This window comes from Pseudomonas sp. JL23 (assembly GCF_056933585.1).
Genome location: NZ_CM167795.1, coordinates 6,248,230 through 6,274,189, shown reverse-complemented (window position 1 = coordinate 6,274,189; position 25,960 = coordinate 6,248,230). Strand labels below are relative to the sequence as shown.

General features: G+C 61.0%; 16 protein-coding genes and 1 pseudogene. 15 read left to right on the top strand and 2 right to left on the bottom strand.

The window, feature by feature from the left end; translation table 11 throughout:
* The first annotated feature begins 166 nt into the window (after positions 1-166).
* From waaF to AC1Z24_RS28800, 6 genes are all read left to right on the top strand, one after another.
* Positions 167-1,201, top strand: a complete 1,035-nt coding sequence (gene waaF, locus AC1Z24_RS28825; RefSeq protein ID WP_483743693.1) for a lipopolysaccharide heptosyltransferase II — start codon at positions 167-169, stop codon at positions 1,199-1,201.
* 1 nt (position 1,202) lies between these two features.
* Entirely contained in the window at positions 1,203-2,267 is a 1,065-nt protein-coding gene (gene waaC / locus AC1Z24_RS28820; RefSeq protein ID WP_483743692.1) for a lipopolysaccharide heptosyltransferase I, read from the top strand.
* Entirely contained in the window at positions 2,267-3,391 is a 1,125-nt protein-coding gene (locus AC1Z24_RS28815; protein ID WP_483743691.1) for a glycosyltransferase family 4 protein, read from the top strand. Before waaC ends, AC1Z24_RS28815 begins: the two co-directional genes overlap by 1 nt.
* The gene (gene rfaP, locus AC1Z24_RS28810) at positions 3,388-4,194 is read left to right on the top strand and encodes a lipopolysaccharide core heptose(I) kinase RfaP (protein WP_483743690.1); all 807 of its coding nucleotides are present in this window, start codon (positions 3,388-3,390) and stop codon (positions 4,192-4,194) included. Before AC1Z24_RS28815 ends, rfaP begins: the two co-directional genes overlap by 4 nt.
* A 43-nt stretch (positions 4,195-4,237) precedes the next feature.
* On the top strand, positions 4,238-5,002 hold the full coding sequence (locus AC1Z24_RS28805) for a lipopolysaccharide kinase InaA family protein (protein ID WP_483743689.1): 765 nt from the start codon (positions 4,238-4,240) through the stop codon (positions 5,000-5,002).
* Between the two features lie 137 nt (positions 5,003-5,139).
* On the top strand, positions 5,140-6,585 hold the full coding sequence (locus AC1Z24_RS28800) for a lipopolysaccharide kinase InaA family protein (RefSeq protein WP_483743688.1): 1,446 nt from the start codon (positions 5,140-5,142) through the stop codon (positions 6,583-6,585).
* Between the two features lie 10 nt (positions 6,586-6,595).
* Here the strand turns inward: AC1Z24_RS28800 and AC1Z24_RS28795 are convergent, their stop codons facing one another.
* On the bottom strand, positions 6,596-12,631 hold the full coding sequence (locus AC1Z24_RS28795; RefSeq protein WP_483743687.1) for a dermonecrotic toxin domain-containing protein: 6,036 nt from the start codon (positions 12,629-12,631) through the stop codon (positions 6,596-6,598).
* 356 nt (positions 12,632-12,987) lie between these two features.
* Here AC1Z24_RS28795 and AC1Z24_RS28790 point away from each other — a divergent pair, with 356 nt between their 5' ends.
* The 6 genes from AC1Z24_RS28790 to AC1Z24_RS28765 all read left to right on the top strand — a co-directional run bounded on the left by AC1Z24_RS28790 (position 12,988) and on the right by AC1Z24_RS28765 (position 20,508).
* Positions 12,988-14,745: a carbamoyltransferase family protein gene (locus AC1Z24_RS28790; RefSeq protein WP_259104395.1), complete on the top strand. Its 1,758-nt coding sequence runs from the start codon at positions 12,988-12,990 to the stop codon at positions 14,743-14,745.
* The gene (locus AC1Z24_RS28785) at positions 14,729-15,859 is read left to right on the top strand and encodes a glycosyltransferase (RefSeq protein ID WP_483743686.1); all 1,131 of its coding nucleotides are present in this window, start codon (positions 14,729-14,731) and stop codon (positions 15,857-15,859) included. Before AC1Z24_RS28790 ends, AC1Z24_RS28785 begins: the two co-directional genes overlap by 17 nt.
* Positions 15,859-16,755, top strand: a complete 897-nt coding sequence (locus AC1Z24_RS28780) for an antimicrobial resistance protein Mig-14 (protein WP_483743685.1) — start codon at positions 15,859-15,861, stop codon at positions 16,753-16,755. Before AC1Z24_RS28785 ends, AC1Z24_RS28780 begins: the two co-directional genes overlap by 1 nt.
* Positions 16,752-18,161 (top strand): PIG-L deacetylase family protein, encoded by a 1,410-nt coding sequence (locus tag AC1Z24_RS28775; RefSeq protein ID WP_483743684.1) that lies wholly within the window; start codon positions 16,752-16,754, stop codon positions 18,159-18,161. The genes AC1Z24_RS28780 and AC1Z24_RS28775 overlap by 4 nt, the downstream gene beginning before the upstream one ends.
* 32 nt (positions 18,162-18,193) lie before the next feature.
* Entirely contained in the window at positions 18,194-19,150 is a 957-nt protein-coding gene (locus tag AC1Z24_RS28770; protein WP_483743683.1) for a glycosyltransferase family protein, read from the top strand.
* 257 nt (positions 19,151-19,407) lie between these two features.
* Entirely contained in the window at positions 19,408-20,508 is a 1,101-nt protein-coding gene (locus AC1Z24_RS28765) for a glycosyltransferase (protein WP_483743682.1), read from the top strand.
* Between the two features lie 9 nt (positions 20,509-20,517).
* Here AC1Z24_RS28765 and AC1Z24_RS28760 read toward each other — a convergent pair whose 3' ends face one another.
* The gene (locus AC1Z24_RS28760) at positions 20,518-21,081 is read right to left on the bottom strand and encodes a BUD32 family EKC/KEOPS complex subunit (RefSeq protein ID WP_483743681.1); all 564 of its coding nucleotides are present in this window, start codon (positions 21,079-21,081) and stop codon (positions 20,518-20,520) included.
* A 235-nt stretch (positions 21,082-21,316) separates the two neighbouring features.
* Here AC1Z24_RS28760 and AC1Z24_RS28755 point away from each other — a divergent pair.
* From AC1Z24_RS28755 to hldE, 3 genes and pseudogenes are all read left to right on the top strand, one after another.
* Positions 21,317-22,195: pseudogene (locus AC1Z24_RS28755) on the top strand (O-antigen ligase family protein); the annotation flags it as partial.
* 312 nt (positions 22,196-22,507) lie between these two features.
* Positions 22,508-24,316 carry a lipid A export permease/ATP-binding protein MsbA gene (gene msbA, locus AC1Z24_RS28750; protein ID WP_483746731.1) on the top strand — a complete coding sequence of 603 codons (1,809 nt, stop codon included), beginning with the start codon at positions 22,508-22,510 and terminating at the stop codon, positions 24,314-24,316.
* A gap of 210 nt (positions 24,317-24,526) precedes the next feature.
* On the top strand, positions 24,527-25,948 hold the full coding sequence (gene hldE, locus AC1Z24_RS28745) for a bifunctional D-glycero-beta-D-manno-heptose-7-phosphate kinase/D-glycero-beta-D-manno-heptose 1-phosphate adenylyltransferase HldE (protein ID WP_483743680.1): 1,422 nt from the start codon (positions 24,527-24,529) through the stop codon (positions 25,946-25,948).
* Positions 25,949-25,960: the final 12 nt, after the last annotated feature.

Genomic DNA, 25,960 nt, shown 5'->3' with positions numbered 1-25,960 from the left:
GCATTTTTCTGATCAGGAAAATGCGGCGGATGTCCTGGCCCTTTCCCGGCTGAAGCCGGTCCCACAGATATCATTCCAATTCAGATGGTTGTGATTGATAAGAGCCATGTGCATAAAAGGGAGGCTTGAGCCTCCCTGATCGTTTCTGGTCGTTTTTGGATAAAGCATGAGAATTTTGATCATTGGACCCAGCTGGGTCGGTGACATGGTGATGGCGCAAACCTTGTTCCAGTGCCTGAAGCAGCGTCATCCCGAGTGCGAAATCGATGTGCTGGCCCCGGAGTGGAGCCGACCTATCCTTGAGCGCATGCCCGAAGTGCGCGCCGCCTTGAGCTTTCCGCTCGGCCATGGCGCACTGGAGCTGGCAACTCGCCGCCGTATCGGCCGTTCGCTCAAGGGCCAGTATGACCAGGCCATCCTGCTGCCCAATTCCTTGAAGTCGGCACTGGTGCCGTTCTTTGCCGGTATTGCCAAGCGCACCGGCTGGCGTGGTGAGTTCCGCTACGGCCTGCTTAACGATGTGCGTACCCTCGATAAAGCCCGCTATCCGCTGATGATCGAGCGTTTCATGGCCCTGGCCTTTGATCGCGGCGCTGATTTGCCGACGCCCTATCCGCGCCCGAGCCTGCGTATCGACCCGTCGAGCCGCGACGCTGCGCTGGCCAAGTTCGGCCTGAGCCTGGATCGCCCGGTACTGGCGCTGTGCCCCGGCGCCGAGTTTGGCGAGTCCAAGCGCTGGCCCGCCGAGTACTACGCCGAAGTCGCCGAAATGCGCATTCGCCAAGGCTGGCAGGTCTGGCTGTTTGGTTCGAAGAAAGATTTCCCCGTAGGCGAAAGCATCCGCGAGCGGCTGATTCCCGGCCTGCGCGAAGAAGCCAGCAACCTCAGTGGCGATACTTCTCTGGCCGAAGCGATCGACCTGATGTCGTGCGCCGATGCCGTGGTCTCCAACGATTCCGGGCTGATGCACGTCGCCGCCGCGCTGAACCGGCCGCTGGTGGCGGTCTATGGCTCGACGTCGCCGGGCTTTACGCCGCCGCTGGCTGATCAGGTGGAGATCGTCCGCCTGGGCCTGGAATGCAGCCCTTGTTTCGAGCGCACCTGTCGCTTCGGCCACTACAACTGCATGCGCCAACTGGAGCCCGCTCCGGTGCTCGAGGCCTTGCAGCGTGTAGGCGGTCAGCCCGTGGAGGTTGTCTGACTTGCGGGTCCTGCTGATCAAGACCTCGTCCCTGGGCGATGTGATCCACACCTTGCCCGCTCTGACCGATGCCGCACGCGCCGTGCCGGGTATCGAGTTCGACTGGGTGGTGGAGGAAGGCTTTGCCGAGATCCCCAGCTGGCACCCGGCGGTCAATGCAATCATTCCAGTGGCGATTCGCCGCTGGCGCAAAAGTATCTGGCAGACCTGGCGCAGCGGTGAGTGGAAACGCTTCAAGCAACGTTTGCGCGATACCCCCTATGACCTGGTGATCGACGCCCAGGGCCTGCTGAAAAGCGCCTGGCTGACCCGTTACAGCCGCTCGCCGGTGGTGGGCCTGGACCGTGACTCGGCCCGGGAACCCCTGGCCAGCCGCTTTTATAAGCAAAGTTATGCCGTGCCGCGCGGTCAGCATGCGGTGGAGCGGGTGCGCCAACTGTTCGCCCAGGCGCTGGGCTATGAAGTGCCACAGACCACCGGCGATTACGGTTTGCAGCGCAGCCGATTGGTTGATGCGGCAGATGCTGCTCCCTTCGTGCTGTTCCTGCACGGCACCACCTGGGCCACCAAACACTGGCCGGAGCTGTATTGGCGGCAACTGGCCGAGCGCCTGATCGCCCAGGGCCTGCAGGTGCGCCTGCCATGGGGTAATGTCGTCGAACGCGAGCGCGCCGAGCGGATTGCCGAGGGGCTGGAGCAGGCGCAGGTGCTGCCGAAACTGAATCTGGCAGGCGTCGCCAAAGTGCTGGCCCAGGCCCAGGCCTGTGTGGCGGTGGACACCGGCCTGGGTCACTTGGCTGCGGCGTTCGACGTACCGACCCTGTCGCTGTACGGTCCGACCAACCCGGGCCTGAGCGGCGCCTACGGCAAGTCCCAGGTGCATCTGGCCGGCGATTACCCGGCCTGCGCGCCGTGTATGCAGAAGAAATGCACTTACCAACCGACGCCTGATGATCAGGCGCGGCTGGACCTAAAACGCGAGTGGCCGGTGTGCTTCACTCGTTTGAATCCCGAGCGGGTAGCGAGCCAACTGGGCGCGCTGTTGCTGGCAAAGGAAGCAGGCTGATGCAACTGGCTTTTGTGCTGTACAAATATTTCCCCTTCGGTGGCTTGCAGCGTGACTTCATGCGTATTGCCCTGGAGTGTCAGCAGCGCGGGCATCAGATCCGCGTCTATACCCTGATCTGGGAAGGCGATGTGCCGCCCGGTTTCGAGGTGCTGGTGGCACCGGTCAAGGCGCTGTTCAACCATCGGCGCAATGAAAAGCTCACCGACTGGATGAACGCCGATCTGGCCAAGCGCCCCGTGGACCGGCTGGTCGGCTTCAACAAGATGCCGGGCCTGGACGTGTACTACGCCGCCGACGGCTGTTTTGAAGACAAGGCACAGAACCTGCGCCACTCGCTGTATCGCCACTGGGGCCGCTACCGCCACTTCGCCGAATACGAGCGTTCGGTGTTCGGCAAGGACGAGAAAACCCAGGTGTTGATGATCTCCGAGGTGCAGCAACCGCTGTTCATCAAGCATTACGCGACGCCACTGCAACGCTTCCATCTGCTTCCGCCGGGCATCGCCCAGGACCGCCGCGCGCCGAGCGATGCGCCGCAGATCCGCGCCGAATTCCGCAAGGAGTTCGGTCTGGCCGACGATGACCTGTTATTGGTACAGATCGGTTCGGGCTTCAAGACCAAGGGTGTGGATCGCAGCCTCAAGGCCCTGGCCGCCTTGCCTGCGGAACTGAAAAAGCGCACGCGACTGTTTGTAATCGGTCAGGACGACCCCAAAGTATTCCAATTGCAAAGTGCCACATTGGGCCTGGGCGACCACGTCACCTTCATGAAGGGGCGCAGCGATATTCCGCGCTTCCTGTTGGGGGCCGACGTGCTGATCCACCCGGCCTACAACGAAAACACCGGGACCGTGCTGCTTGAAGCCCTGGTGGCAGGGCTCCCTGTGCTGGTCAGCGCCGTATGTGGCTACGCCCATTACATTGCCGAGGCCAGTAGCGGCCTGGTGCTGGATGAGCCGTTCGAGCAACACCAGCTCAATGACTACTTGAGCCGCATGCTCCAAGACAACGCCGCGCGCGTGACCTGGGGGCGCAATGGTCTGGCCTATGCCGAGACGGCAGACCTTTACAGCATGCCGCAGCACGCTGCGGATGTGATTCTGGCGGAGCACTACGGATGAAACTGATCCTTGCTGAACCGTTCAAGAGCCTGTGGCGCGAGCGCGATGCGTTCGAAGCCGTCGAGGCCCTGGACGGCAAGGTCTATCGCGAACTCGATGGTCGGCGCACCCTGCGTACCGAGGTCGACGGGCGCGGTTATTTCGTCAAGATCCATCGCGGCATCGGCTGGGGCGAAATCGCCAAGAACCTGATCACCGCCAAGCTGCCGGTACTGGGCGCGGGCAAGGAGTGGGACGCCGTCGAGCGCCTGCATGAAGTCGGCGTACCGACCATGACCGCCGTGGCCTATGGCGAGCGCGGCAACAATCCGGCCGAGCAGCATTCGTTTATCGTCACCGAAGAGCTGGCGCCGACTGAAAGCCTGGAAGATGTCAGCATCAACTGGCGCAACCAGCCGCCCGAGCCGCGCATGAAGTGGGCGTACATTGCCGAAGTGGCGCGCCTGGTCGGCATGATGCACCGCGCCGGGGTCAACCACCGCGACTGCTATATCTGCCACTTTTTGCTGCATACAGACAAGCCGGTGACCCCCGAAGACTTCAAGCTCTCGGTGATCGATCTGCACCGCGCCCAGACCCGCCGGGTGATTACCCCGCGCTGGCGCAACAAGGACCTGGCCGCGCTGTATTTCTCGGCGCTGGACATCGGCCTGACCAAACGCGACAAACTGCGCTTTCTCAAGGGTTACTTCCAGCAACCGCTGCGGCAGATCCTGGCTGAAGAGGCGAAGCTGCTGAAGTGGCTGGAGGTCAAGGCCGAGAAGCTGTATCAGCGCAAGCTGCGCTATGGGGATGCGTTGTGATGAACAGCCAGAAGACCTCATTCCTTCAGTTAGCGAGGGCCAAATGAGCCACTTCATTGCAGGCACCGACCAGCCCTTGCTTGCCCGCCATGGCCTGGCTGATTTTCAGTCGCTGTGGGATGTCCAGCTCGATGCGGTTGATGAGCCCAACACCGGGCGCGGCGGCTGGAGCAGCGTGTTTCGTCTGGAGCTGGAGGGCAGCGGCTTTTACCTCAAGCGTCAGAGCAACTACCTGACCCACACCTTGCACCACCCGTTTGGCGAGCCGTCGTTCTCCCGGGAATTCCGCAATATCAGCCGCTACCAGAAGCTCGGCATCCCGGCATTGCAGGCGGTGTTCTTTGGCGAGCAGAAGATTAAGGGCGAGCGTCGGGCGATCCTGATGACCCGCGCCCTGGACGGCTGGACCGATCTCGATACCCTGTTGCAGGGCTGGGCCGAGCAGCCGCTGCCTGCACGCCGGGCAATTCTGCAGGCCTGCGGGCAACTGGCGCGCACGCTGCACGGCGCCGGGCAGATCCACGGTTGTTTTTATCCCAAGCATATTTTCCTGCAGGCGGTGGGCAATGCTTACCGTGCGCAACTGATCGATCTGGAGAAGACTCGGCCGATCCTGTTCGGTCAGCGTGACCGCATCAAGGACCTGGAGCCGCTGCTGCGCCGTGCGCCGATGTGGCAGGAGGCGGACGTTCGCGAGTTGCTTGCGGTGTATCTGCATGGCGACAGCAACAGCCCAGAGGCCGATACCTGGTTCCAGCGTCTGGGCCGGCGCGGCAGCCATAAGCGCCGTGAGCAGCACAGTGCCTGACAGCGCAATGGCCGTTGGAGCGAGGCTTGCCCGCGAAAGCAATGGTTCTGAGCATGGAAATGTATTGGGTGTACTGGCCTCTTCGCGGGCAAGCCGCGCTCCAACAAGTATCGATTGTTTGATAAGAGACCCCGCTGATGCGTTTGTCTGAACTCAAGTCGGCCGGGCGCACCCCGGCATTGCCCATCAGCCTGGCCCTGGCTGATGCCGCCGGGCCTGCCGAGCTGCAATTGTTGACGCTGTTGCGGGTGTTGCCGGGCCAGCGTTATGTCGGCGCGGGTGTCTGGCGTGGGCGGCCGGTGTTGGCCAAGTTGCTGGTCGGTAGCAAGGCCGCGCGGCATTTTCAGCGCGAGCGCGATGGTGCGCGATTGCTGGCCGAACAGGGCATGACTACGCCTTTGCTGCTGGCCGATGGCTTGCAGGATGGAGAGGGCGGTTGGCTGTTGTTCGAACTGCTGGAAAATGCCCAGGGCCTGGGCGATGCCTGGGCCGCTGTCGAGAACCTGCCGGCGCTGGCCGACGAGCAAAGCGCAGTGCTCAGTGAGGCGCTGGCAGCCATCGGCCAGTTGCATGCTAAAGGCCTGTGGCAGGCCGATCTGCACCTGGACAACTTGATGCGCGCCAATGGCCAGCTCTACCTCATCGATGGCGGCGGGGTCATGGCCGAGCAGGCCGGGCAGCCGTTGTCGCGGCAGAAGGTGCTGGAAAACCTCGGTGTGTTCTTCGCCCAGTTGCCCCGCGCCCTTGAGCCGTTCACCGAAGAGCTGTTGGTGTATTACCTGCTGAGCAACGGCGAGCACGCGCTGCCGCTGGAAGCCCTGCAGAAGCAGATCGACAAGGTGCGTGACTGGCGCCTCAAGGATTTTCTCGACAAAAGCACCCGCGATTGCAGCCTGTTCAGCGTCAAGGACACGGCCTTCGAACTGCGGGCGATTCGTCGCGAAGAAGAAGCGGCAATGCTGCCGGTGCTGGCTCAGGCTGACGGTCTGCTCGATCAGGGTCATCTGTACAAGACCGGCGGCGCCGCCAGTGTCGCGCGGGTCGAAGTGACGGGTCGGGCGTTGGTGATCAAACGCTACAACATCAAGAATTTCGCCCATTGGCTCAAACGTTTCTGGCGCCCTAGCCGGGCCTGGCATTCCTGGCGCGAAGGCAATCGCCTGGCCTTTCTCGGCATCGCCACGCCCAGGCCGCTGGCCTTGCAGGAGCAGCGTTTTATGGGCCTGCGGCGCAAGGCTTATCTGGTCACCGAATACCTGTCGGGCCCGGACATCATCGAGCGCTTCGCCCCTTATGTTGAGTCGGGCGCGGTGCCGGAAAGCGAGTTGCAGGCACTGGACACGCTGTTCGCGCAATTGCTGCGCGAGCGCATTAGCCACGGCGACTTCAAGGGCCACAACCTGTTCTGGCATGGCGGGCGCTGGTCGATGATCGACCTTGATGCCATGTGCCAGCACCGCTCCCAGGCATCCTTTGCGACGGCCTTCGCCAAGGACCGTGCGCGTTTCATGCGTAATTGGCCGGTTGACAGTGCGCTGCACCAGTTGCTGGAGCAGCGCCTGCCAAAGGTTCCTCTGGCTTGAGCTGAGCGCTTTAACGGATGTGGCTCAGCCCAGCCTGCCTGAGGCTTGTAATCAGGTCGTCAAGGTCGGCGAACGTCCGGCCATTGATAGTCGCCCAGCGGCTTCTTGGCAGCGACACCCGGCCTTGGGCATCGGTCTGTACATGGGTGCGATAAATCGCCAGGTCCCGTGAGCGATGCACGACTTGGTGCTGCCCGTCAGCGCCTTGCTCGATCAGAAACATTCCCGGTCGGGACAGGCGCTGTTCGACTGGACTCGTTTTGGGGCTTGCAGCTTGGGTCTGCACGGTTTCCAGGGTGATCCTGAAGTCGCCCCTGACAAAGTGCTGTTCCATGCTGAGCGCATCCCTGAGCAATTCGCCAGTATCAGCCATCACCGTATTGCCAGCCCCCGGCTTGACGTCGAGCACTCGCACACCGATACCGCCCTGCAATTCGGCAATGCCCGGTACCAGCTTCTTGTAGAGATTGGTATGGGTGTTGCCGACCAGGGCAATCCACTTGTGCTGCCCGGTGACCTCTTGATGCCTGGTGATTTTGCGGGCGGCAAAGTAGCTCAGCATTTGTTGCCGGGAGGTGGGGGCCGGATCGCGCAGCCCCTTGAGGTAATAACTGGCGGCACAGTCGATGGCGCAGATTTCCATGCCGTGCTCTCGCGCCTTGATCACCAGTCTTTCGAAGGTATAGACCTGGGTGGGATCCGTGCGGTGGCCGCGGTCCAATACCTTCAGGTCATGCAATAGGCGCTTGCTCATATGGCCGGTATCGGCAAAGCGGTCCAGGTCGGCCTGATGCAGATCGCTCAGCAGATGTTCCAGATACAGGGTTTTGACGTTCTGCTGCGAGAGCGCGGGCAGGTTGTCGATCAGCAGTTTTTTGCTGGCGATCGAGCTGTGTGATTCGCCTATGACCACGCCATCGGTGTGCAAATACAGGCTGCCGAGGAAGTCCGCCGGACGTGTGTCGGGTTGTACCTCGGGTAGTATCGGACGCGGCGGCAATTCGCGGATGACAATCTGCTGGGCATCCCTATGCAGCGCCGTGCGTCGGGCAAAGAACAGGTCCTGGACCAGTTCCTGTTGATCATTGGCCTGGCGGTAGTCCTGGTCCAGCCCACGCTTTTGAAAGTTCGCCAGATCGTGCAGGGTCTCGCCATGCAGGGCGGGTATCTCGTAGTCCGCATCGATCATCGACAGTTGCAATGGTGTCGGCGCGTTATCGGTTTTCCAGTGCCGGGGATCGACACGCTGCCAGCCGTCGGCATCACTCCATCTGAAGCCCTGATCGCCGGGATAGGGGTTGTCGATGGCGATAACGGGTTGATCGGTCAGGTACTGGTGCAGGGCATCGTCTATTTTGCTGCCAGGGCCGAAGGACGTGACGCTATCAGGCGAAGCGCGCCGGGGAGCCGGGCCGGTCATCTCAAGGCTGAAATCACTGCGAATGGTCACGTCGTCCACCTGCGCTCCATCTATGTCGGGACGGATCACCGGCTTGCCCGAGCCGGGCTTGCCGTGCACGCGCAGACTGATCGCGCCTTCGAGTTCGCTGATGCCCGGCACGCCTCTGTGGGTGTTGGCCAGTTTCTGATCGAGCAAGGCGATCCAACGACGGTCCGGTTGGGCCTGGATATCCCCGGAGATCAGTTGGTGGCCAAAGAAGTTGCTCATTTTTTGCCCGGCAGCATCGTCGCCAGCGGCACCAGGCACCGGATGACTGTTGTGGGGGTAGCTGACGTTGGAACTGGAGGGGCGGACCTCGATGCCGTTGCGGTGTGCGGCCTTGACCAAGTGGTAGTAGTCGAAGTCGCGCGAGGCGTTGTCCAGTGCACCGTCATTGAGCAAGTTAAAGTGCTGCTTGATCTCATGGGAGCCTGCCCGGCTGCTACTGGAGATCTTCCGGTATTTGGCGAGCTTCTTCAGGTGCTGGTCGGTGAACAGATGCTCGATATACAGGATCTTGACGTCATGTTTGGCCAAGGCCGCCATGTTCTCGATCAGCAGGCGCTTGCTCGCGATGGACTTGGGCGCTTCGCTGATGACCAGGCCGTGGGTTTGTTTGAAGCACTCTTGAATAAGTCCTTCGAAATCAGTCTCTGCTGCCAGATCCGGTAAGGCTGGCCGCCTGACCGCTGCAGGGGCGGCGAAGTAAGCCTTGGCGTCGTTATAAAGCTTGTCGCGCATTGCAGAGTATTTGTTACGTATGTCGGCATAAACGACGGCGAAGTAATCTCCCACCACGGGATCATTATCGTATTTGCTGATCACAATGTTATTGGCATGGCGATGCATCTCTTCGGGAAGCTGGTAATCGTTCAGTCGCGTAATTGCAGTTTCCTGTGACGGGATTCGCTCCAGTGGCAGCTGACTATATCTGTCCATGCCGCCGCGCAAGCGCAGGGGCCTGCTGAGTTGCCACTTGCCTTGGGCGTCAAGATGCACCGGTTTCTTGCCATAAAAAGCGTACGGATTGGCCGGGTCGATGATGTTCCAGGTGCGCAAGCGGGCATCGTATTGCACCTGGTAGACCTGCCCGTTGAGGTCGATGCAGGGCTTGTTGTCGACGATGCGCACGCCCTTGGCATGCGGGGGCTGGGCCGGCCAGCCGGCGCTCAGGGAAACCTTGACGGGGACCGGTTGTGGCGGGTTCGTTTCGTGACCCAGCGGACGCCACATACCGTTGGCATCGCGACGTGCGAATTGGCCTGTGGCGTGCAGTTCCTGTGAGCCATCGGACAGGCTGCGGAACAACGGTGCGTAACCTTCGGCGACCGGCTTGCCCAGCCAGAAGCTTTCTTCGGCCAGTATCACTGGATAGAGGTCGATCTTCCTGCCGATTTGCACAGGTTGCCTGATCGATTGCAGTGTCTTTACGCGACCGTGGCTCGGCTTGAGTTTGTGCAACAAGGCACCGAAACCTTTGACGCCGGAGTGCAGGTCGCCAATGGCGCCGAGGCTGTTGAACAGTGAGGTGAGGATGTAGGCGCTGGCCGCCTCGTGATTGCCATTGGTCAGGGCTGTGACAGCACGCAGGCTGTCATGGAAGGCCAGCAGGGCGCCCACGGCAAAACTGGCGGGCGGGAAGGGCAGCGTCATGGCCGTGGCAATCAGCTCGACGCTGGTCCAGACCAATGCGCTCAACATGTCGTGACGACCGGTGGTGGTGTCTTCGACGTCGCGGATTTTGCGCTCCAGCGGACGGTTGTAGCAGATCTCCTGAAGGTTGCCGAACCATTCCCGAGGAATGAACGGCGGCTTGTTGGCCCCGCCTTTTTTCATGTCATTGAGGAAAAACGACAGTGTCCTGCGCGCCGCCAGTCGGCAACGGTCCTTGTAGTAATCAACCATGCCGGACTGTTGCAGCGACGTAACGAAGTCGGCAAACAGGCGGAACTCGACGCCGTCGGGTGCCTGGGGCGTGTACAGCAATGCGGCCTGGCGGATCCGGGTCGGCAGCACCACGAAGCAGCCTTGCACGGTCTCGATGTGAATCAGTACCGGTGCGGGAACTACCAATTGGTCGATCCCCTCCAGACCCGAGCCGATAAAGGGCTTGTCGATGTGCAGTTGCAGCGGGAACAACGGGAAGTCTTCGCGGGTTTGCTTGTCATTCAGGTGCAGTCTGTCCAGGGATGCCCGCAGCCATTGATACTGCGGTGCGTCGATATGGCCTTTGAGCAGGCTGCGCAGGGCGGCGGCCTGCATGTGCAACTGATTGATCAGCAGGCTGGTCTGGCGGCGATACTCGTAGCCGACTGATTCTGGGTCCAGCAGGTTGCTGCGGATCTGCGCGATGTAATCGTCGGCGAGCCATTTGCCATGAACCGACCGGGCTACTTTCTGCGGCGTCAGCGGGCTCAGGTCCACGCCTTCCGGGCCCTTGAAAGTGGCCAGGGTGTCGGCGCCGGCGCTGAGCAGGCCGAGGCTGTCGTCATAACCGTTGCGCAGCATCTGGGTGTAGCTGAGGGTTTCGCGCTCGGAGATGATGATGATCTGATCCGGATCGACCTGACCGTCGGTCAGCCCCAGCAATTGGTTGATCTTCTGGCTGGCGCGTTGATGCACGTAGGCTTCGAATTCTGGCACCTGACTGTGGGATTTGCCGGCGTAGTGCTCTTCGGCGGCCCTGGCAGCCTGCTCAAGGGCGAGCAGCTCCTGAAGTTGCTCGGCGCTGGCCTGGATGAGCCAGTCCGGTGTGTATCGGGTCTGTTCGGCCATGGCGACGCGCAGTTGTTCCGAGACCAGTGCACTCAAACCCTGGCTGTAGTCCCCTGCCGTCAGCAGTTGCATGAAGTTTTCCGGCGGGTAGGGCTTCAGGCGCAACGCTGCGAGCTGGGCCTGCAAGCGCGGTTGGCCGGATGCTTCGACCTGTTGGACCAGGTAGTCGCTCATCGGCGCAAGCGCGCTCCAGCTCACCAATTCGTGCAGCAGTTGTGTTTCGTTGGAGAAACCCTTGAACAGCTGTGCCTGCGGCGCGTCGGCGGCAAACAGCACCAGGCGCTCGGCGCGACCCTGAGCGTCGTCCTTGCGCAGTACCAGCAGTTTGCTCGGGATGTCCTGGCCATTGAGCCTGAGCAGTTGCAGCTTCACAGCCGGGTCGCTGTTCTGGCCGGAAATACTTTCGACGATGCCCAGCTCCTCTTGCGAGATATGGCCCTGCATCCAGGCGGTATAGGCCAGCGCGCCGAGTTGCTTGCGGATCAGTTCGCGAATCAGTTGCTGTTTGTATTTGAGGGCGTAGATGCGGCGCTGGAACTCACCGAACGTCACGCGCAGATTCAGCTCGTCGATCAGGCGGGCGATGTAGGTGGGGGTAAGCAGCGGATAGTCTGCAGCGACGGGGGCATCGTCCACGCTGAGATGGGTCTGGGTCAGGAATACCGAACCCTCGCTGCGATCCTGCGGGTGCAGGCCGTACAGCGCCAGTTGCACGAGCGAATGGCTGACGGTGTAGCTTTCGCCGCTCAGGGGCAGGGTACGTTGGGTGCTGACAATGAGGTCCTGAGGGGCCAAGTCGTAACCCAGGTCGTTGGCCAGGCTGGCACGCAGGCGGATATCGGCGAACTGCTGCGGCGAGGTCGCGCCGTCCATGGCACTGAGCAGCAAGGTGCGGGTCTGGTCGTAGTCCTGCAGGCGCTGCTGGCAGGTCTGTTGATCGGCGCTGTTGGCGTGTCTGAACCAGTGTGGTAGCTGCTTACGCTGCCTGGCTTCGATACTGGCCAGTTCGCGCAGCTCCAGCACGGCGATGGGGCCGAGCAGGCCGCGCATGGCGATGGCCTGATTGACGAGCGTCGCCTTTTTGCCAGTTGTGCAGGCGTGACGCACGTCCTCACGTTGCTTATATCGCTGACGGTCAAGGCTGTAATTGAACGGGTTGCCCATGATTGCCTGCAACTGCACATCGGCCGCCTGGAAGTCGGGCAGGAACAGCTCCGGGTCGGTATCGATGGCCTGGAAGATGTCTTGAAAGTGCTGCTCGGCGTTTCTCAGCACAGTGCTGCGCAGGTTGCTGTCATTCAGCCAGGAGGCGATGGTTTCGCTCATGGCTCTGCGGCTGGCAAAGCCCAGCAGGCCGACACCGGGCAGCCACAGCAAGGTTGAGCCCAGGCCGTGGCACATGACCAGCGCGCCGCTGATTTCGGCGTCGTTGTCGTCGTTGAACTGCACATATAAGGAAAACACCGACACCGGCTCATCGGGTTGCGGTTCGGCGATCGCAGGCAGGCAAACGCGGTAGCGGGCGTCGAGATCGCCTTCGTGGACCTTGAGCGTCATTTCGTCGCGCAGTGCCTGCTCCAGGCTGATTGCCAGCGGGGTGTGACGGCTTTGCCAATAGTCGTCCAACTGCTGCAGCAGCGCGGCGAGATGGCGTTCGACTGCAACGGTGTCGGCGCTTGCCATCGCATCCAGCAGCGCTGTGTCGGCCTGGGGCAATGATTTGAGTTGATCTTCGAAGGTATTGCTCTGTTGATCGAGGCTTGTCAGTGCGGCAGAAGCGGCAGCCAGCTCGGCGCCGCTGCCGGTGGAGATGGGTGTATAGGTTGTCATGGGATCCTGCTTGTCAAAAAACGTGTGGCGGCAGAGGCGCCAAGGCCCCTGGATTCATGAGGGGTAATCAATCAGGAGTGGCGGGGGTGTTGGGAGTAGATAGTTAAGGGCGCAAAGATTTCGTTGCCCGGTGGGACCGGCTTCAGCCGGGAAGGCGCCGGTATGATCGATATATTTCTATCGCCTGGTCTATTGTCTTCCCGGCTAAAGCCGGTCCCACGATTGTCATGGTCCCCGACCATATCCCTTGTCATTAGGCTATAATCCCGCGCTTTAGCTGCTCACCGCGCCCTGTGCGGGAGCACATACTTCCCAGGCGCCTGCCGCCTGCAAGCAGACTCAAGAGGCTAGACCCAGTGGCATTGACGATCCTTGGCCTGTCCGGCGCCCTTAGCCATGATCCTTCCGCAGCCCTGTATATCGACGGCAAGCTGATTGCAGCCGCCGAAGAAGAGCGCTTTGTGCGCGACAAGCACGCGAAGAACCGCATGCCCTACGAATCGGCGAAGTTCTGCCTGGAACAGGCAGGCATCAAGCCATCCGATGTCGATGTCGTGGCAATCCCTTTCGCCCCGATCAGCCTGTTCGGCAAAGCTCGCTGGCACTACGCCAAGCGCTACTGGTATGCACCTGATCGCGCGCTTGACGCGCTGTTGATGGGTAACCGTCGCTACAAGCGCTATCGCAACAAGATTGTCTGGTGTCTCGAGCAATTGGGCTTCGATCCGAAAAAGATCAAGATCGAGCCGGTCGAGCACCACCTTGCCCACGCTTCCAGCGCCTACCACTGCTCCGGTTTCAAAGAGAAAACCGCGATCATGGGCATCGACGGCAAGGGTGAGTACGCCACGACCTTCTTCGGTTATGGCGAAAACGGCCGTATCCACAAGATCAAGGAATTCTTCGACCCGGACTCCCTGGGTGGCCTGTATGGCGCGATCACTGAATTCCTCGGCTTCGAGATGCTCGACGGCGAGTTCAAGGTCATGGGCATGGCGCCGTATGGCGATGCCAGCAAATATGATTTCTCGCGCCTGGCGACTTTCGAGAACGGCGAACTGGTGATCAACACCGAACTGGCCAACGTCATCGGCCTGCGTCGTTACAAAGAGAAGGGCAAGGGCTTCTACTTCTCGCCAAAACTGATCGAGTGGCTGGGCCCGAAACGCGAAGGCGATATCGCTGACGAGCCGTACATCCACTACGCGGCCAGCATGCAGGCGCTGTTCGAGAAACTGGCGCTGCAGATGATGGACCACTACCTGGGGGATATCCTCAAGGAAACCGGCAAGATCGCCTTTGCCGGTGGTTGTGCACTGAACGTCAAGCTCAACCAGCGCATCATCGCCCGCCCTGAGGTCAAAGAGCTGTTCGTTCAGCCTGCCTCCGGCGACGCCGGTACTGCGGTGGGGGCAGCGGCCTATGTGTCCCACGCCCGTGGTGTGCCGGTTGAGAAGATGGAGCACGTCTACCTCGGCCCGGCCTACAGCAACGAAGATGTGATCGCTGCCTGTGCCCGTCACCCGAGCAAGCCGGTGTGGCGCCAGATCGAAAACACGCCTGAGCGCATCGCCAAAATCATGGTCGAAGGCAATCCGGTGGCCTGGTTCCAGGGCCGCATGGAGTTCGGTCCGCGTGCCCTGGGCGGTCGTTCGATCATCGGTTGCCCAAGCGTCGCTGGCGTTGCTGACCGTATCAACCATCAGATCAAGTTCCGTGAGCGCTGGAGGCCTTTCTGCCCGTCGATGCTCGACACCGTGGCGCCGCAGATGATCAAGATCGATCACCCTGCGCCCTTCATGACCTTTACCTTCGAAGTGGCTGAAGAGTGGAAGACCCGCGTGCCGGAAGTGGTCCACGAAGACGGTACGTCCCGTGCCCAGGTGCTCAAGCGCGAGTACAACCCGCGCTACTACGACATGATGAAAGCCCTGGAAAACCTCACCGGCAACGGTGTGTCGCTGAACACCTCGCTGAACCGCCGTGGTGAGCCGATGATCTGCTCGCCGACCGATGCGTTGAACATGTTCTTCGGCTCGGACCTTGAGTACCTGATCATGGAAGACATCCTGGTGGTCAAAGACGGCGTGGAACTCTATGACACGGTCGGCTGAACGCCGAGTCCTGCAGTTCTGCCACGGCTATGACGGGCCGTTTCTCGACTGCGCCCGGCAGTACGCCAGCCTGTTCGCGGGCAAGGGCTACCGGGTTACCACGGTCTTTTTGACCGGTGCAGCCGATTCCGAAGTGGCGACGTCCTGCGCTTCGGATGAAGTACTGTTCATGGAATACAGCTCCCAGGCCATCCGTGGCCTGAAGCTGGGGGCGAGCCGCGATCTGCGGCGGATCGTCGCTTCACGCAATTTCAGTTTCTGCATCGCCCATCGCTTCAAGCCGGTGTACATCGCCTTGCTGGCGACGAGTCTGCCGGTGATCGGCGTGCATCATGCCTTTGGCGATTATCAGCGTCGTTCGCGCAAGTTGTTTGCCCACCTGTTTCGTCAGCGCCTGAGCCTGCTCGGCGTGTCCGATGCGGTGCGCGACGACATGCGCAAAAGCCTGCCGAAGTGGCCGCAAGAGCGCATCGAGACGCTGTACAACCGTATCGATATCCAACCGTTGCAAGCCAGCCAGCTATCCGCCGCGCAGGCCCGTGAAGAAATGGGCCTGGCGCCGTCGGCCTGGGTGGTCGGCAATGTCGGGCGGCTGCACCCGGACAAGGATCAGGCCACGTTGCTGCGCGGATTTGCCAAAGCTCTGCCGGATTTGCCCGCCAACAGCCAGTTGGTGATTCTCGGCAAGGGCCGTCTCGAAGAGCGCCTCAAGCAGCAGGCGCTCGAACTAGGTATTGGCGCTCAGGTGCTATTTCCCGGGCAGATCGCCGACGCTCGCCGCCTGTTCAAGGCATTTGACGTGTTTGCCCTAAGCTCCGATCACGAACCCTTCGGCATGGTCCTGTTGGAAGCCATGGCCGCTGGCGTGCCGCTGATTGCGACGTCCTGTGGTGGCGCCAGGGAAGTGGTCGAGGGCGTTGGCGTGCTGTTCCCGTTGGGCGATGCCGATCGTCTGGCCCAGGGCCTGGTGCATCTGTCGCGCCTCGATGACGCGCAGCGTGAGGCTTGTGCCGAATTGATGGATCTACGCCTGCTCGAGCGCTTCAGTGATCAGGCGGTGCGCGATGTGTTCTGGCACTTGCCGCAAGTCAGCCGCCTGCTCGTGGGGTCTTGATGCTCAACCGACTCCAAGGCTGGCGCGAGCGTGGCTGGGACCTGATTGACGCGACGACCTACGCTCAGGCGTGGCAGCGTTTTGGCGGTAGCGTGGCGACCCATCCGCTGGTAGTGGAACGTCTGGCCGAACTGGCCGGGATTCCCGTGCGTTATCTGGGCTGGCAGCACAACGGCGAGCTGCAGGCTGCGATTCCTGCCTGGGGTCGTTATCTGGCCCTGTCCAAGGACGTGCTCAAGCGCCACGGCAAGAAGGGCCTGTTCGATCTGGGCAACGCGGAGGTGATCCTGCCGGTGGCCGAGAATGCCCAGGTGCCGGTGCGTCACGCCGCGCGTTATCTGTCCGAACTCAATCAGGGGCGTGTCAGCACCCTCAAGCCCCAGACCGAATCCCTGGCCATGGCCCGGACGCCGGAAGACCTGTCGAAGAAGTTTCGTTATAACCAGCGCCGCGAACTGCGCCTGCTGGAAGAGGCGGGCGGCGTGGTGCGGCCGGTCAGCGACTTCACCGGTGTCGAGCTTGCCGCCATCTATTGCGACCTGTTTCAGCGCCGTTGGGGTTTTCCGGCGACGGGCGCCGAGCGTATGGCCGAGGTGGTCGAGTTGCTGCGCGAGCTGCTGATCGGCTCGGTGCTGTTTCTCAATGACGCGCCGATTGCCGTGCAATTGGTCTATCGCGTCGAAGCGCCGAAGTGGATCAGCGTCGAGTATGTCAACGGTGGCGTCGATCCCGAGACCCGCGACTTCAGCCCCGGTAGTGTCTTGAGCTTCCTCAATACGCAAAGCGCCTGGGAACACGCTCGAACCCTGGGCAAGCCCCTGCGTTTCTCCTTCGGCCGCGCCGACCGCGAATACAAAGACCGTTGGTGCAACCCCGTGCCGGTATTTCAGTTATGAGCCGCAAGCAGCAGTTGCTCAAGCGCCACCGCCGTAACAAGCGCGTGGCCCTGCTGGTTGCGCTGTTGCTGCTGATCGCTGCAGGCGTATTGCTGGCGTGGTGGCTGATCCCGCTGCTCGCGGTGTTCGGCTGGGTTGCCCATGAAGCCTGGTTTGCCGATCACCTGTTCTACTCGCCGGGCGATGATTACCAGTACAACCTCCCTGCGGATAACGAGGTGGCAGGTGTCACCCTTGAAGGCGGCCGGTTGCAGGTCGTTGCGCCCCTGTCTTTGCAGGGCGACGAAACTCTGGTGCTGGGGTTGACCGTGAAAAGCTCGTGGCTGGGGCGTTTCTTCGATCCTGTGATCGAACTGAGCGGCAGCGGTGTTGATGATCGGCAGGCGTTTGAGCGTGGGGTCAGCGGGCTGCGCTACCTCAATCTCACCGGCATGGCCGAGTCCCTGAACTCAGGCAGCCTGCAAGTGCGCGGTCGATATTGCCGGGTACAGGGGCCGCTACGTCTGTGGGCTTTTCGCCATGCCGATGCGCGGCAGCAGCGGGTCATGGTCATTGCCCCCCATGCCGACGATGCCGAGCTGGCTGCGTTTGGTCTCTACAGTCAGGCTGCCGATACCTGGATCGTGACCCTGACTGCCGGCGAGATAGAAGCTGAGCATTATCAGCAGATGGGCGTTCCGCGCCCCGAAGCGGCGCGCTTGAAGGGTCGTTTGCGCGCCTGGGACAGCATTGCCGTGCCACGTTGGGGCGGCGTGCCCCAGGGGCAGTGCGTACAGTTGGGTTATTTCTGCCTGCAACTACCGGCCATGCAAGCGGCGCCGGATCAGGTCATTGCCTCGCGAGAGGCGGACTTGAGCGATACCCGCCTGTTCCGTCAGTTCAATTCGATGACCTTGCCGGGGGATGCCGATGGCGCGCCGACCTGGAATAACCTGCTGGCCGATTTACGGGCACTGCTTTTGCAAGCACGCCCGCAGGTTTTGGTCATGCCCCACGCGACTATCGATCCACACCCGGACCATATTTGCGCCCAGGCCGCTGTAATGCAGGCGCTGGAGGGGCTGGAGTGGCAACCGCAAACGGTGCTGGGGTATGCCAATCACTTGCATGACAACGATCGCTGGCCAATGGGAGACGCCTACAGCGGCATCGCCTTGCCGCCGGTGTTCGATCCCGGATTGCCGTTGGTCCCCTATAGCCTGAGCCTCTCTGTCGAGCAACAGCGAGACAAGGCTATGGCCCTGGGCATGATGCACGACCTGCAACCGCCGATGCCGCTCAAGCGTAAGCTGCGGCGCGGCCTGCAACGCCTGTTGGCCGGGCGGCGCTGGCCGGCCGAAGGCGAGAACGAATTCTTCAGAAAGGCCGTACGCCGGCACGAGTTGTTCTGGCGCAGAGATATTTGAATCAGCGGTCTGTGGAGGCCGCGAGGAAAACAATGAAAGTTCTATTGCTGGTCCAGAAAGAGCAGCGGGCCATTCTGGATCGCCTGTACGAAGGTATCGCAGCCCATTGCGAATGCGACCTGCGCTGGCTGACATCGGCTGAGCAACGCAATCTGCGCGGCTATTTCCGGCGTGAAGTGGATGTTACGAAGTACGATCGCATCGTGTTTTTCCTGCGTTTCAAGCAGGAAATCCGTCAGGCCGGCTTCATTCGTACCATTCCCAATCTGGTCATCCTCGAGCACGACGCTTACCAGAACTACATTCCCTGCAAATACACTGGCAAGTTCAGCGAGCATTACCGCAAGTTGCCATGGGCGCGGGTGCTGAGTTCCGGTTTTGTGGTCAGCGAGCGGTTGCGTGAAGAGGGCTTCGACGCGGTGTTCGTGCCCAAGGGTTACGACCAGACGCTGTTGCAGGACCAGGGCATTGAGCGGGATATCGAACTGGCGTTCGTCGGCAGCACCAACAGCGTGGCCTATAGTGGCCGCAAGGCCTTGCTTGATGAGCTGGGCCAGGTCGAGCCGCTGGTGGTGACGCGCACCAAATCCGGCGAAGAGTATTGCCAGACCCTGAATCGCATTCGCTTTTTCGTCAGTGCCGATGTCGGCATGGGCGAGTACATGATCAAGAATTTTGAAGCCATGGCCTGTGGCTGCGTATTGTTGGCCTACGATCAAGGGGGCGCTGAAAATCGCGCACTCGGTCTTCAGGACATGGAGAACGTGGTGTTCTACGGAAATATCCCACAACTCCAGTCGAAATTAGCGACGTTACGCGTCGACCCTGAATTGGCGACTCGTATTGCTGTCAATGGCCGTAATCTGGCAATGTCGCAGTTCAGTTTTGCAACCATTGGTCAGCGCATTGTCAAAGAGCTTGAGCCCGCGCTACGGAAGGCGGCTGCAATAAGTTGGATAGAGCGTTTGCGAGCAGTACTGGGAATCTGACGCTGCTCTCGTGAGCCTACGAGCGTTCAGGGGCTGAAAGATTTGACTATTCAGGGCGGCGCCGGAAGCGGCGAAGCGATTTACCTACTGTTTCGGGCTTCACAGGTGTGTTCCGGCGTGGCGAGCGACAAGGGTCCTCAGCCCCGGAACCATTGAAGACCGGGCCCACGCGGCTGTCTGGAGTGTGCATTGGCTTTACCAACGATTGATTGCGCCTGCGCAGACGCGGTGATTCCGACATCGGGGTTCGATACCCGATGACCATCATTAATATTATGTGGTCCAGTGGTTCGCCGTTTTCATCGGTGCACAAGGTCCACCAGCAAATCGTCTCGCAACTGGATCCGGCCATCGAGATCATGACCTGGTTTCTCCAGGGTGAGGTCAATGGTTGCACCGAGCCGGTGAAGGACGTGCACGAGTGGCGCTTTTCCTCGCGCCTGCTCAAGGAGCGGCATGTCTGGCGCCTGCTCAAGCCCTGGATGCAGGCCCGCCTGCGCAAAGCGTTGATCCAGAGTGGCGCCAAAGGGGTGTTGCTCGACGGTCTAGGCGTTGCCCGGGTGATGTTGCCCATTCTCAGGCAGATGCCGGATATCCGTGCCGTGGTGGTCTTCCATGGCGCCACTCGTCTGCGTGAAGAGCATCTGGCGCTGTTCCGCACCTTTCCCGCCGAGCGTCTGACCCTGGCGGCCGTCTCCCAGACCCTTGCCCTGGCTTTGCAGGAAAAGCTGCATCTGCCGGTGCAGGGGCTGCGCAGTGCTCTGCAGCCCGAGACCTTCCGCGCACGGTTGCTGGAGCGCAAGCAGGCGCGTCGGGTATTCGACCTGCCGCAAAACGGTGGGCGGGTGCTGGGTGCGGTGGGGCGTCTGGTCGCGGACAAGGGCTTCGACTATCTGCTCGACGCCTTCGCCCGCTCCCTGGCAAAGCATCCCGACATCAGCCTGGTAATCATCGGCGAAGGCCCTGACCGTAGCGTGCTCGAGCGCAAGATCAAGCATCTGGGCCTGGGCGGGAAAGTCTTCCTGCCGGGGCACAAGCCTGGTCTGGCCAAGCTGTATCTGGGCTTTGACTGGGTCGTAATTCCCTCGCGGGAAGAGGGCCTGGGGCTGGTGCTTCAGGAAGCGGTCATTGCAGGAGTGCCGGTACTGGTCAGTGACCTGCCGGTATTTCGCGAGCAACTGGGCGGCGCCGGTCATTACGTACCGGTCGGCAACGTCGAGGCCTGGATCGCGGCGCTGGATGAGGTTGCCGGTCAGGATGGCGCTACCGTTGCCAGCTCCCAACACCAGGCTCTGGCGCCGGAACAGGCATGGCAGCGCTTTTGCGAAGATTCACGTACCTTGCTGTCCATCCACTAGGGCTGCGTGTCAGTTCAGCACGCCCTGCTCGAGTGTCTGCAACGGAAAGGCCTCGGTCAGATTCTCGCGAGCTATGTAGCGAGCGAAATGCTGCAGGTTGCGTTTCTTCAGGCTGTTAGACAGCGGTCCCCGGAAGAAGCGCATGTCGGCGACGTCGATCAGGCCCAGGGTGTTCTCCGGGGTAACGACGATATTGCCCAGGTGCAGCGAGCGGAAATAAATCCCCGATTGATGCAGGCTGCGGATCAATTCGATCAGCGCGGGCATCGACTGCTGCCAACTGAAACCCTCATGCCGGGTGATCTGGCGCAGGGTTTCGCCGGGCAGCGGGCGGTACAGCACCGCGGTCATGCCCGGCTGGTCGAGGGTATAGAAGTGGGTAACCTTGAGGGTCGGCACGCCGAGTTTTTCCAGTTTCACGGCGTTATCAATGAAGCGCCGGGAGTACGGACGCAGCAGAGCGGAAGAGAACCAACGCTTGCGACGGAACAGTTTAAGGATTTTGCCATCCTGCAACATGTACACTTTCGCGCCAAAGCTGTCGGCCTCCAGAACTTTGGCACCGACAATCATTTGATTTAAAGCGGCTTTAGAGAGCCGAAAGCATTGCATCAGTAGAAGCCTTGTAAGGAACGCGAGCGGTTTGGCCGGCAATGATGCCGAAAAGTGACGGGTTGCACCACTATAGGACCGGCTTCTTTGGGACCGGATTTAGCCGGGAAGGCCTATTCCCGGCTGAAGCCGGTCCCACAAAAGCGGCTTCAGCCGCGAGTTTGCGTTGCGAATATCGTTTTTCAGAGGAGTCAGGATGTACACGAACCGTTGGGCACAGGCCTGGTTATCGACCGGGTTGCTATGGTTTCTGCTGGCCATTGCTTTCGCGCCGACCAACAAGATCTATCAACAGGGTCTGGTCGCTTTTCTGTGGGTGCCTGCCCTGGCGTTGGGCTGGTCCGCTCGCGAACGTATTGGTGAGTTCTGGCGCGCCCAGCGTTTCCTCTGCGTATCGATGCTGCTGCTGGCGGTGTGGGCCAGCCTCAGTCTGACCTGGGGCCACGCTGAAGAGGCAGACCGCGAATTCAAGCGCATGCTGTATATCGCCGTATTTGTCCTGTTCTTCCCTATCCTGGTCAGTGCCGATCCCGGCCGTGTTGTCCGGCTGATGCAATGGGGCGGCATCGGCATGGCGCTGGCGGCGCTGACGTCGATCGTGCGCTTCTATGGCATGCAGCATAATCCCTGGTTGGCCCGGGTGGAGGGCATCGGTGAGCTGAGTCATCCCATCCTCGGCGCCTATGTCGTCGGTATTGCCGCCGTCTGGACGTTGCTCTGGCCGCCAAAGAATCGCGCAATGTTGCCAGTCTGGGCGCTGACCCTGGCCCTGACCGGCGCCTTCGTGGTGTTGTCCCAGAGTCGCGGGGCGATCCTTGCTTTGTTCCTGACTGTCGTTGCGATGCCGATCTGGTGCCGGGACCGTCGCAGCTATCTGCTCTCGGGGCTGGCCATCGCTGTCGCTGTCGTGGGCTTCTGGTTGCTTGAGCCACTGATGTTGGCGCGGGGATCGTCCTATCGCCCGGAAATTCTCGCCGCCGTGATGAAAATGGTCGCGCTGCATCCATGGACCGGTATCGGCCTGGGCGCGCCTTACGATGTGGTGGTGGCCGATGGCCTGAAGTTCGACCATTCCCATAACCTGTTTACCCATACTGCCATTCAGTTGGGTATCCCCGGCATGCTGCTGTGGGCGTGCGTCTGGCTGGCGGTGCTGGTCCAGGCCTGGCGGGCCCGGCATACGACGCTTGGCCGTGGTTTGATGGGGATCTGGCTGTTTTCTACGCTGGCCATGCAGTTCGATGCGGCGAGTCTTACCGGTTCGCCACGGGCCGAGTGGTTTATCAGCTGGCTGCCGATCGGTCTGACCAGTGCGCTGGTCTGGGCCAAAGCGCAAGTCGGCGGCTGTGATAAAATCCCGCGTTCTTCAACTTCAGCGAGCTTTACGATGAGCGACAAGGCACCCACTGCCGGGCAAAGCTCCAGCCTGAAAATCTATTTCCGACTGCTTAACTACGTAAAACCCTACATCGGCATCTTCCTGCTGAGTATCGTCGGCTTCATCATTTTCGCCTCGACCCAGCCGATGCTGGCAGGGATTCTCAAGTATTTCGTCGACGGCCTGGGCAACCCTGAGGCTGTGCTGTTCCCCAACGTGCCTTACCTGCGCGACCTGCAACTGTTGCAGGCAGTGCCGCTGCTGATCGTGTTGATCGCCGCGTGGCAGGGGCTGGGTTCGTTTCTGAGTAACTACTTCCTGGCCAAGGTCTCCCTGGGCCTGGTGCATGACTTGCGTGTCGAACTGTTCAACAAGCTGCTGGTCCTGCCCAACCGCTATTTTGATACCCATAACTCCGGTCATCTGATTTCCCGCATCACCTTCAACGTGACCATGGTCACCGGTGCTGCGACTGACGCCATCAAGGTGGTGATTCGTGAAGGTCTGACCGTGATATTCCTGTTCATCTACCTGCTGTGGATGAACTGGAAGCTGACCCTGGTGATGCTGGCGATCCTGCCGTTGATCGCCGTAATGGTCAGTCGCACCAGCAAAAAATTCCGCAAGCAGAGCAAGAAGATCCAGGTCGCCATGGGCGATGTCACCCACGTTGCCTCGGAAACCATCCAGGGCTATCGGGTGGTGCGCAGCTTCGGCGGCGAAGGCTACGAACAGGAGCGCTTCGCCGGGGCCAGCAGGAGCAACACCCGCAAACAGCTGACCATGAACAAGACCGGCTCGATCTACACGCCGATGCTGCAACTGGTGATCTACAGCGCAATGGCAGCATTGATGTTCCTCGTGCTGCTGCTGCGTGGCGAAGCGACCCCCGGTGATCTGGTGGCCTATATCACGGCGGCGAGCCTGTTGCCCAAGCCGATTCGCCAGTTGTCGGAAGTCAGCTCGACCATCCAGAAAGGTGTCGCGGGCGCTGAAAGCATCTTTGAGCAGCTGGATGAAGTGCCTGAAGTCGATACCGGTTCGTTTGAGCATGACAGCGTCAGTGGTCATCTCGAAGTACAGAATCTCAGCTTCACCTATCCGGGCACTGAGCGTCAGGTGCTCAATGACATCAGCTTCTCGGCCGCGCCGGGGCAAATGGTGGCGCTGGTCGGCCGCTCCGGGAGTGGTAAATCGACTCTGGCTAACCTGCTGCCGCGTTTTTATCAGCATGAAGTCGGTCACATCCTGCTCGATGGCGTCGATATCAACGAATATCGCCTGCGTAACCTGCGCCGCCATATCGCTCAGGTGACCCAGAGCGTGACCCTGTTCAACGATACCGTGGCCAATAACATTGCCTACGGCGATCTGGCCGGTGCACCACGGGCCGATATCGAGGCGGCTGCGGCTGACGCCTATGCCAAGGAGTTCGTCGACCAGTTGCCCGAGGGCTTCGATACCCAGGTCGGCGAGAACGGTGTGCTGCTCTCCGGCGGCCAGCGCCAGCGTCTGGCGATTGCCCGTGCGCTGCTCAAGAACGCACCGTTGCTGATTCTCGACGAGGCAACCTCGGCCCTGGATACCGAGTCCGAGCGTTACATTCAGGCGGCGCTGGATCATGTGATGAAAGGTCGTACCACCATCGTCATCGCCCACCGCCTGACCACCATTGAGCGCGCTGATCTGATTCTGGTCATGGACCAGGGCCGGATTGTCGAGCGCGGCACCCACCGCGAGTTGCTGGCACAGAACGGTTACTACTCGCGTCTGCATGCCATGGGGCTGGATGAGCCGGCGCCGGTCGGTGCTGTTTAAACAGCTGATCGGGATCGTAACGGGTTCAATGTGGGACCGGCTTTAGCCGGGAAGAGCCGAGTACAACCGATACATATCTATCGTCTGTCCTTGCGCTTTCCCGGCTAAAGCCGGTCCCACATGTTTATTGCAACCTGTCTCGCAGCCACGACAGTCACAAGCCCTGTGCTAACATTGCGCCCCTATTCATTCTTGGTTACGGGTTGTTCGATGAAGTTGTCCATGCCGCGTTTCGATCAGGCACCAGTCTTGGTGGTGGGCGATGTCATGCTCGACCGTTATTGGCATGGCGGCACCTCAAGAATTTCCCCTGAGGCACCGGTGCCGGTGGTCAAGGTCGAGCAGATCGAAGACCGCCCCGGTGGCGCCGCCAACGTCGCGCTGAACATTGCGGCCCTGGGCGCTCCGGCGTCGCTGGTCGGGGTAACGGGTGAAGACGAGGCCGCCGACAGCCTGGCCAACAGCCTCGAGGCCGCCGGAGTGCGTGCGCGTTTCCAGCGCATCGCCCATCAGCCGACCATCGTCAAGCTGCGTGTCATGAGCCGCCATCAGCAACTACTGCGCATCGACTTCGAAGAACCCTTCGCCACCGATGCCCAGGCCCTGAGTGCCGAGGTCGACAGCCTGCTCGACGGCATCAAGGTGCTGGTGCTCTCCGATTACGGCAAGGGCGCCCTGAAAAACCATCAGGCGCTGATCACCGCTGCCCGCGATCGTGGCATTCCGGTGCTGGCCGATCCCAAGGGCAAGGATTTCTCAATCTATCGTGGCGCCAGCCTGATCACGCCGAACCTCAGCGAATTCGAAGCGATCGTCGGTCATTGTGTCGACGAGGCCGAACTGGTCGCTCGGGGCGCCGAGCTGATGGCTGATCTGGAACTCGGCGGCCTGCTGGTGACCCGTGGCGAGCACGGTATGACTCTGCTGCGTCCGGATCAACCGGCCTTGCACCTGCCGGCCCGTGCCCGTGAAGTGTTCGACGTGACCGGTGCCGGCGACACAGTAATTTCTACTCTGGCTGCCGCCATTGCAGCCGGTGAAGACCTGCCCCACGCCGTGGCCCTGGCCAATCTGGCGGCGGGTATCGTCGTCGGCAAGCTGGGTACGGCGGCCATCAGCGCGCCGGAGCTGCGTCGGGCGATTCAGCGCGAGGAAGGTTCCGAGCGTGGTGTGCTGAGCCTGGACCAGTTGATTCAGGCCGTGGGCGATGCCCGTGCGCACAAAGAGAAAATCGTCTTTACCAACGGCTGCTTCGACATTCTCCATGCGGGCCACGTGACCTATCTGGAGCAGGCCCGTGCTCAGGGCGACCGATTGATTGTGGCGGTCAACGATGACGCCTCGGTCAGCCGTCTGAAAGGGCCAGGTCGCCCGATCAACAGCGTCGACCGGCGCATGGCGGTGTTGGCCGGTCTCGGCGCGGTGGACTGGGTGATCAGCTTCCCTGAAGGCACTCCGGAAAACCTGCTGACTCACGTCAAGCCCGATGTGCTGGTCAAGGGCGGCGACTACGGTATCGACCAGGTGGTCGGCGCCAGCATCGTCCAGGCCTACGGTGGCGAAGTGAAGGTGCTGGGGTTGGTCGAGAACAGCTCGACCACGGCTATCGTCGAGAAGATTCGCGGGCAGTAATGCCCGGCTCGC

Excerpts from the sequence above, each read along its gene's own strand:
- AC1Z24_RS28775 (WP_483743684.1), top strand. The coding sequence starts at position 16,752 with ATGAGCCGCAAGCAGCAGTTGCTCAAGCGCCACCGCCGTAACAAGCGC.
- AC1Z24_RS28765 (WP_483743682.1), top strand. The coding sequence starts at position 19,408 with ATGACCATCATTAATATTATGTGGTCCAGTGGTTCGCCGTTTTCATCG.
- AC1Z24_RS28785 (WP_483743686.1), top strand. The coding sequence starts at position 14,729 with ATGACACGGTCGGCTGAACGCCGAGTCCTGCAGTTCTGCCACGGCTAT.
- AC1Z24_RS28795 (WP_483743687.1), bottom strand. The coding sequence starts at position 12,631 with ATGACAACCTATACACCCATCTCCACCGGCAGCGGCGCCGAGCTGGCT.
- hldE (WP_483743680.1), top strand. The coding sequence starts at position 24,527 with ATGAAGTTGTCCATGCCGCGTTTCGATCAGGCACCAGTCTTGGTGGTG.
- AC1Z24_RS28805 (WP_483743689.1), top strand. The coding sequence starts at position 4,238 with ATGAGCCACTTCATTGCAGGCACCGACCAGCCCTTGCTTGCCCGCCAT.
- AC1Z24_RS28800 (WP_483743688.1), top strand. The coding sequence starts at position 5,140 with ATGCGTTTGTCTGAACTCAAGTCGGCCGGGCGCACCCCGGCATTGCCC.
- AC1Z24_RS28780 (WP_483743685.1), top strand. The coding sequence starts at position 15,859 with ATGCTCAACCGACTCCAAGGCTGGCGCGAGCGTGGCTGGGACCTGATT.
- AC1Z24_RS28760 (WP_483743681.1), bottom strand. The coding sequence starts at position 21,081 with ATGATTGTCGGTGCCAAAGTTCTGGAGGCCGACAGCTTTGGCGCGAAA.
- waaF (WP_483743693.1), top strand. The coding sequence starts at position 167 with ATGAGAATTTTGATCATTGGACCCAGCTGGGTCGGTGACATGGTGATG.
- msbA (WP_483746731.1), top strand. The coding sequence starts at position 22,508 with ATGAGCGACAAGGCACCCACTGCCGGGCAAAGCTCCAGCCTGAAAATC.
- AC1Z24_RS28815 (WP_483743691.1), top strand. The coding sequence starts at position 2,267 with ATGCAACTGGCTTTTGTGCTGTACAAATATTTCCCCTTCGGTGGCTTG.
- AC1Z24_RS28770 (WP_483743683.1), top strand. The coding sequence starts at position 18,194 with ATGAAAGTTCTATTGCTGGTCCAGAAAGAGCAGCGGGCCATTCTGGAT.
- rfaP (WP_483743690.1), top strand. The coding sequence starts at position 3,388 with ATGAAACTGATCCTTGCTGAACCGTTCAAGAGCCTGTGGCGCGAGCGC.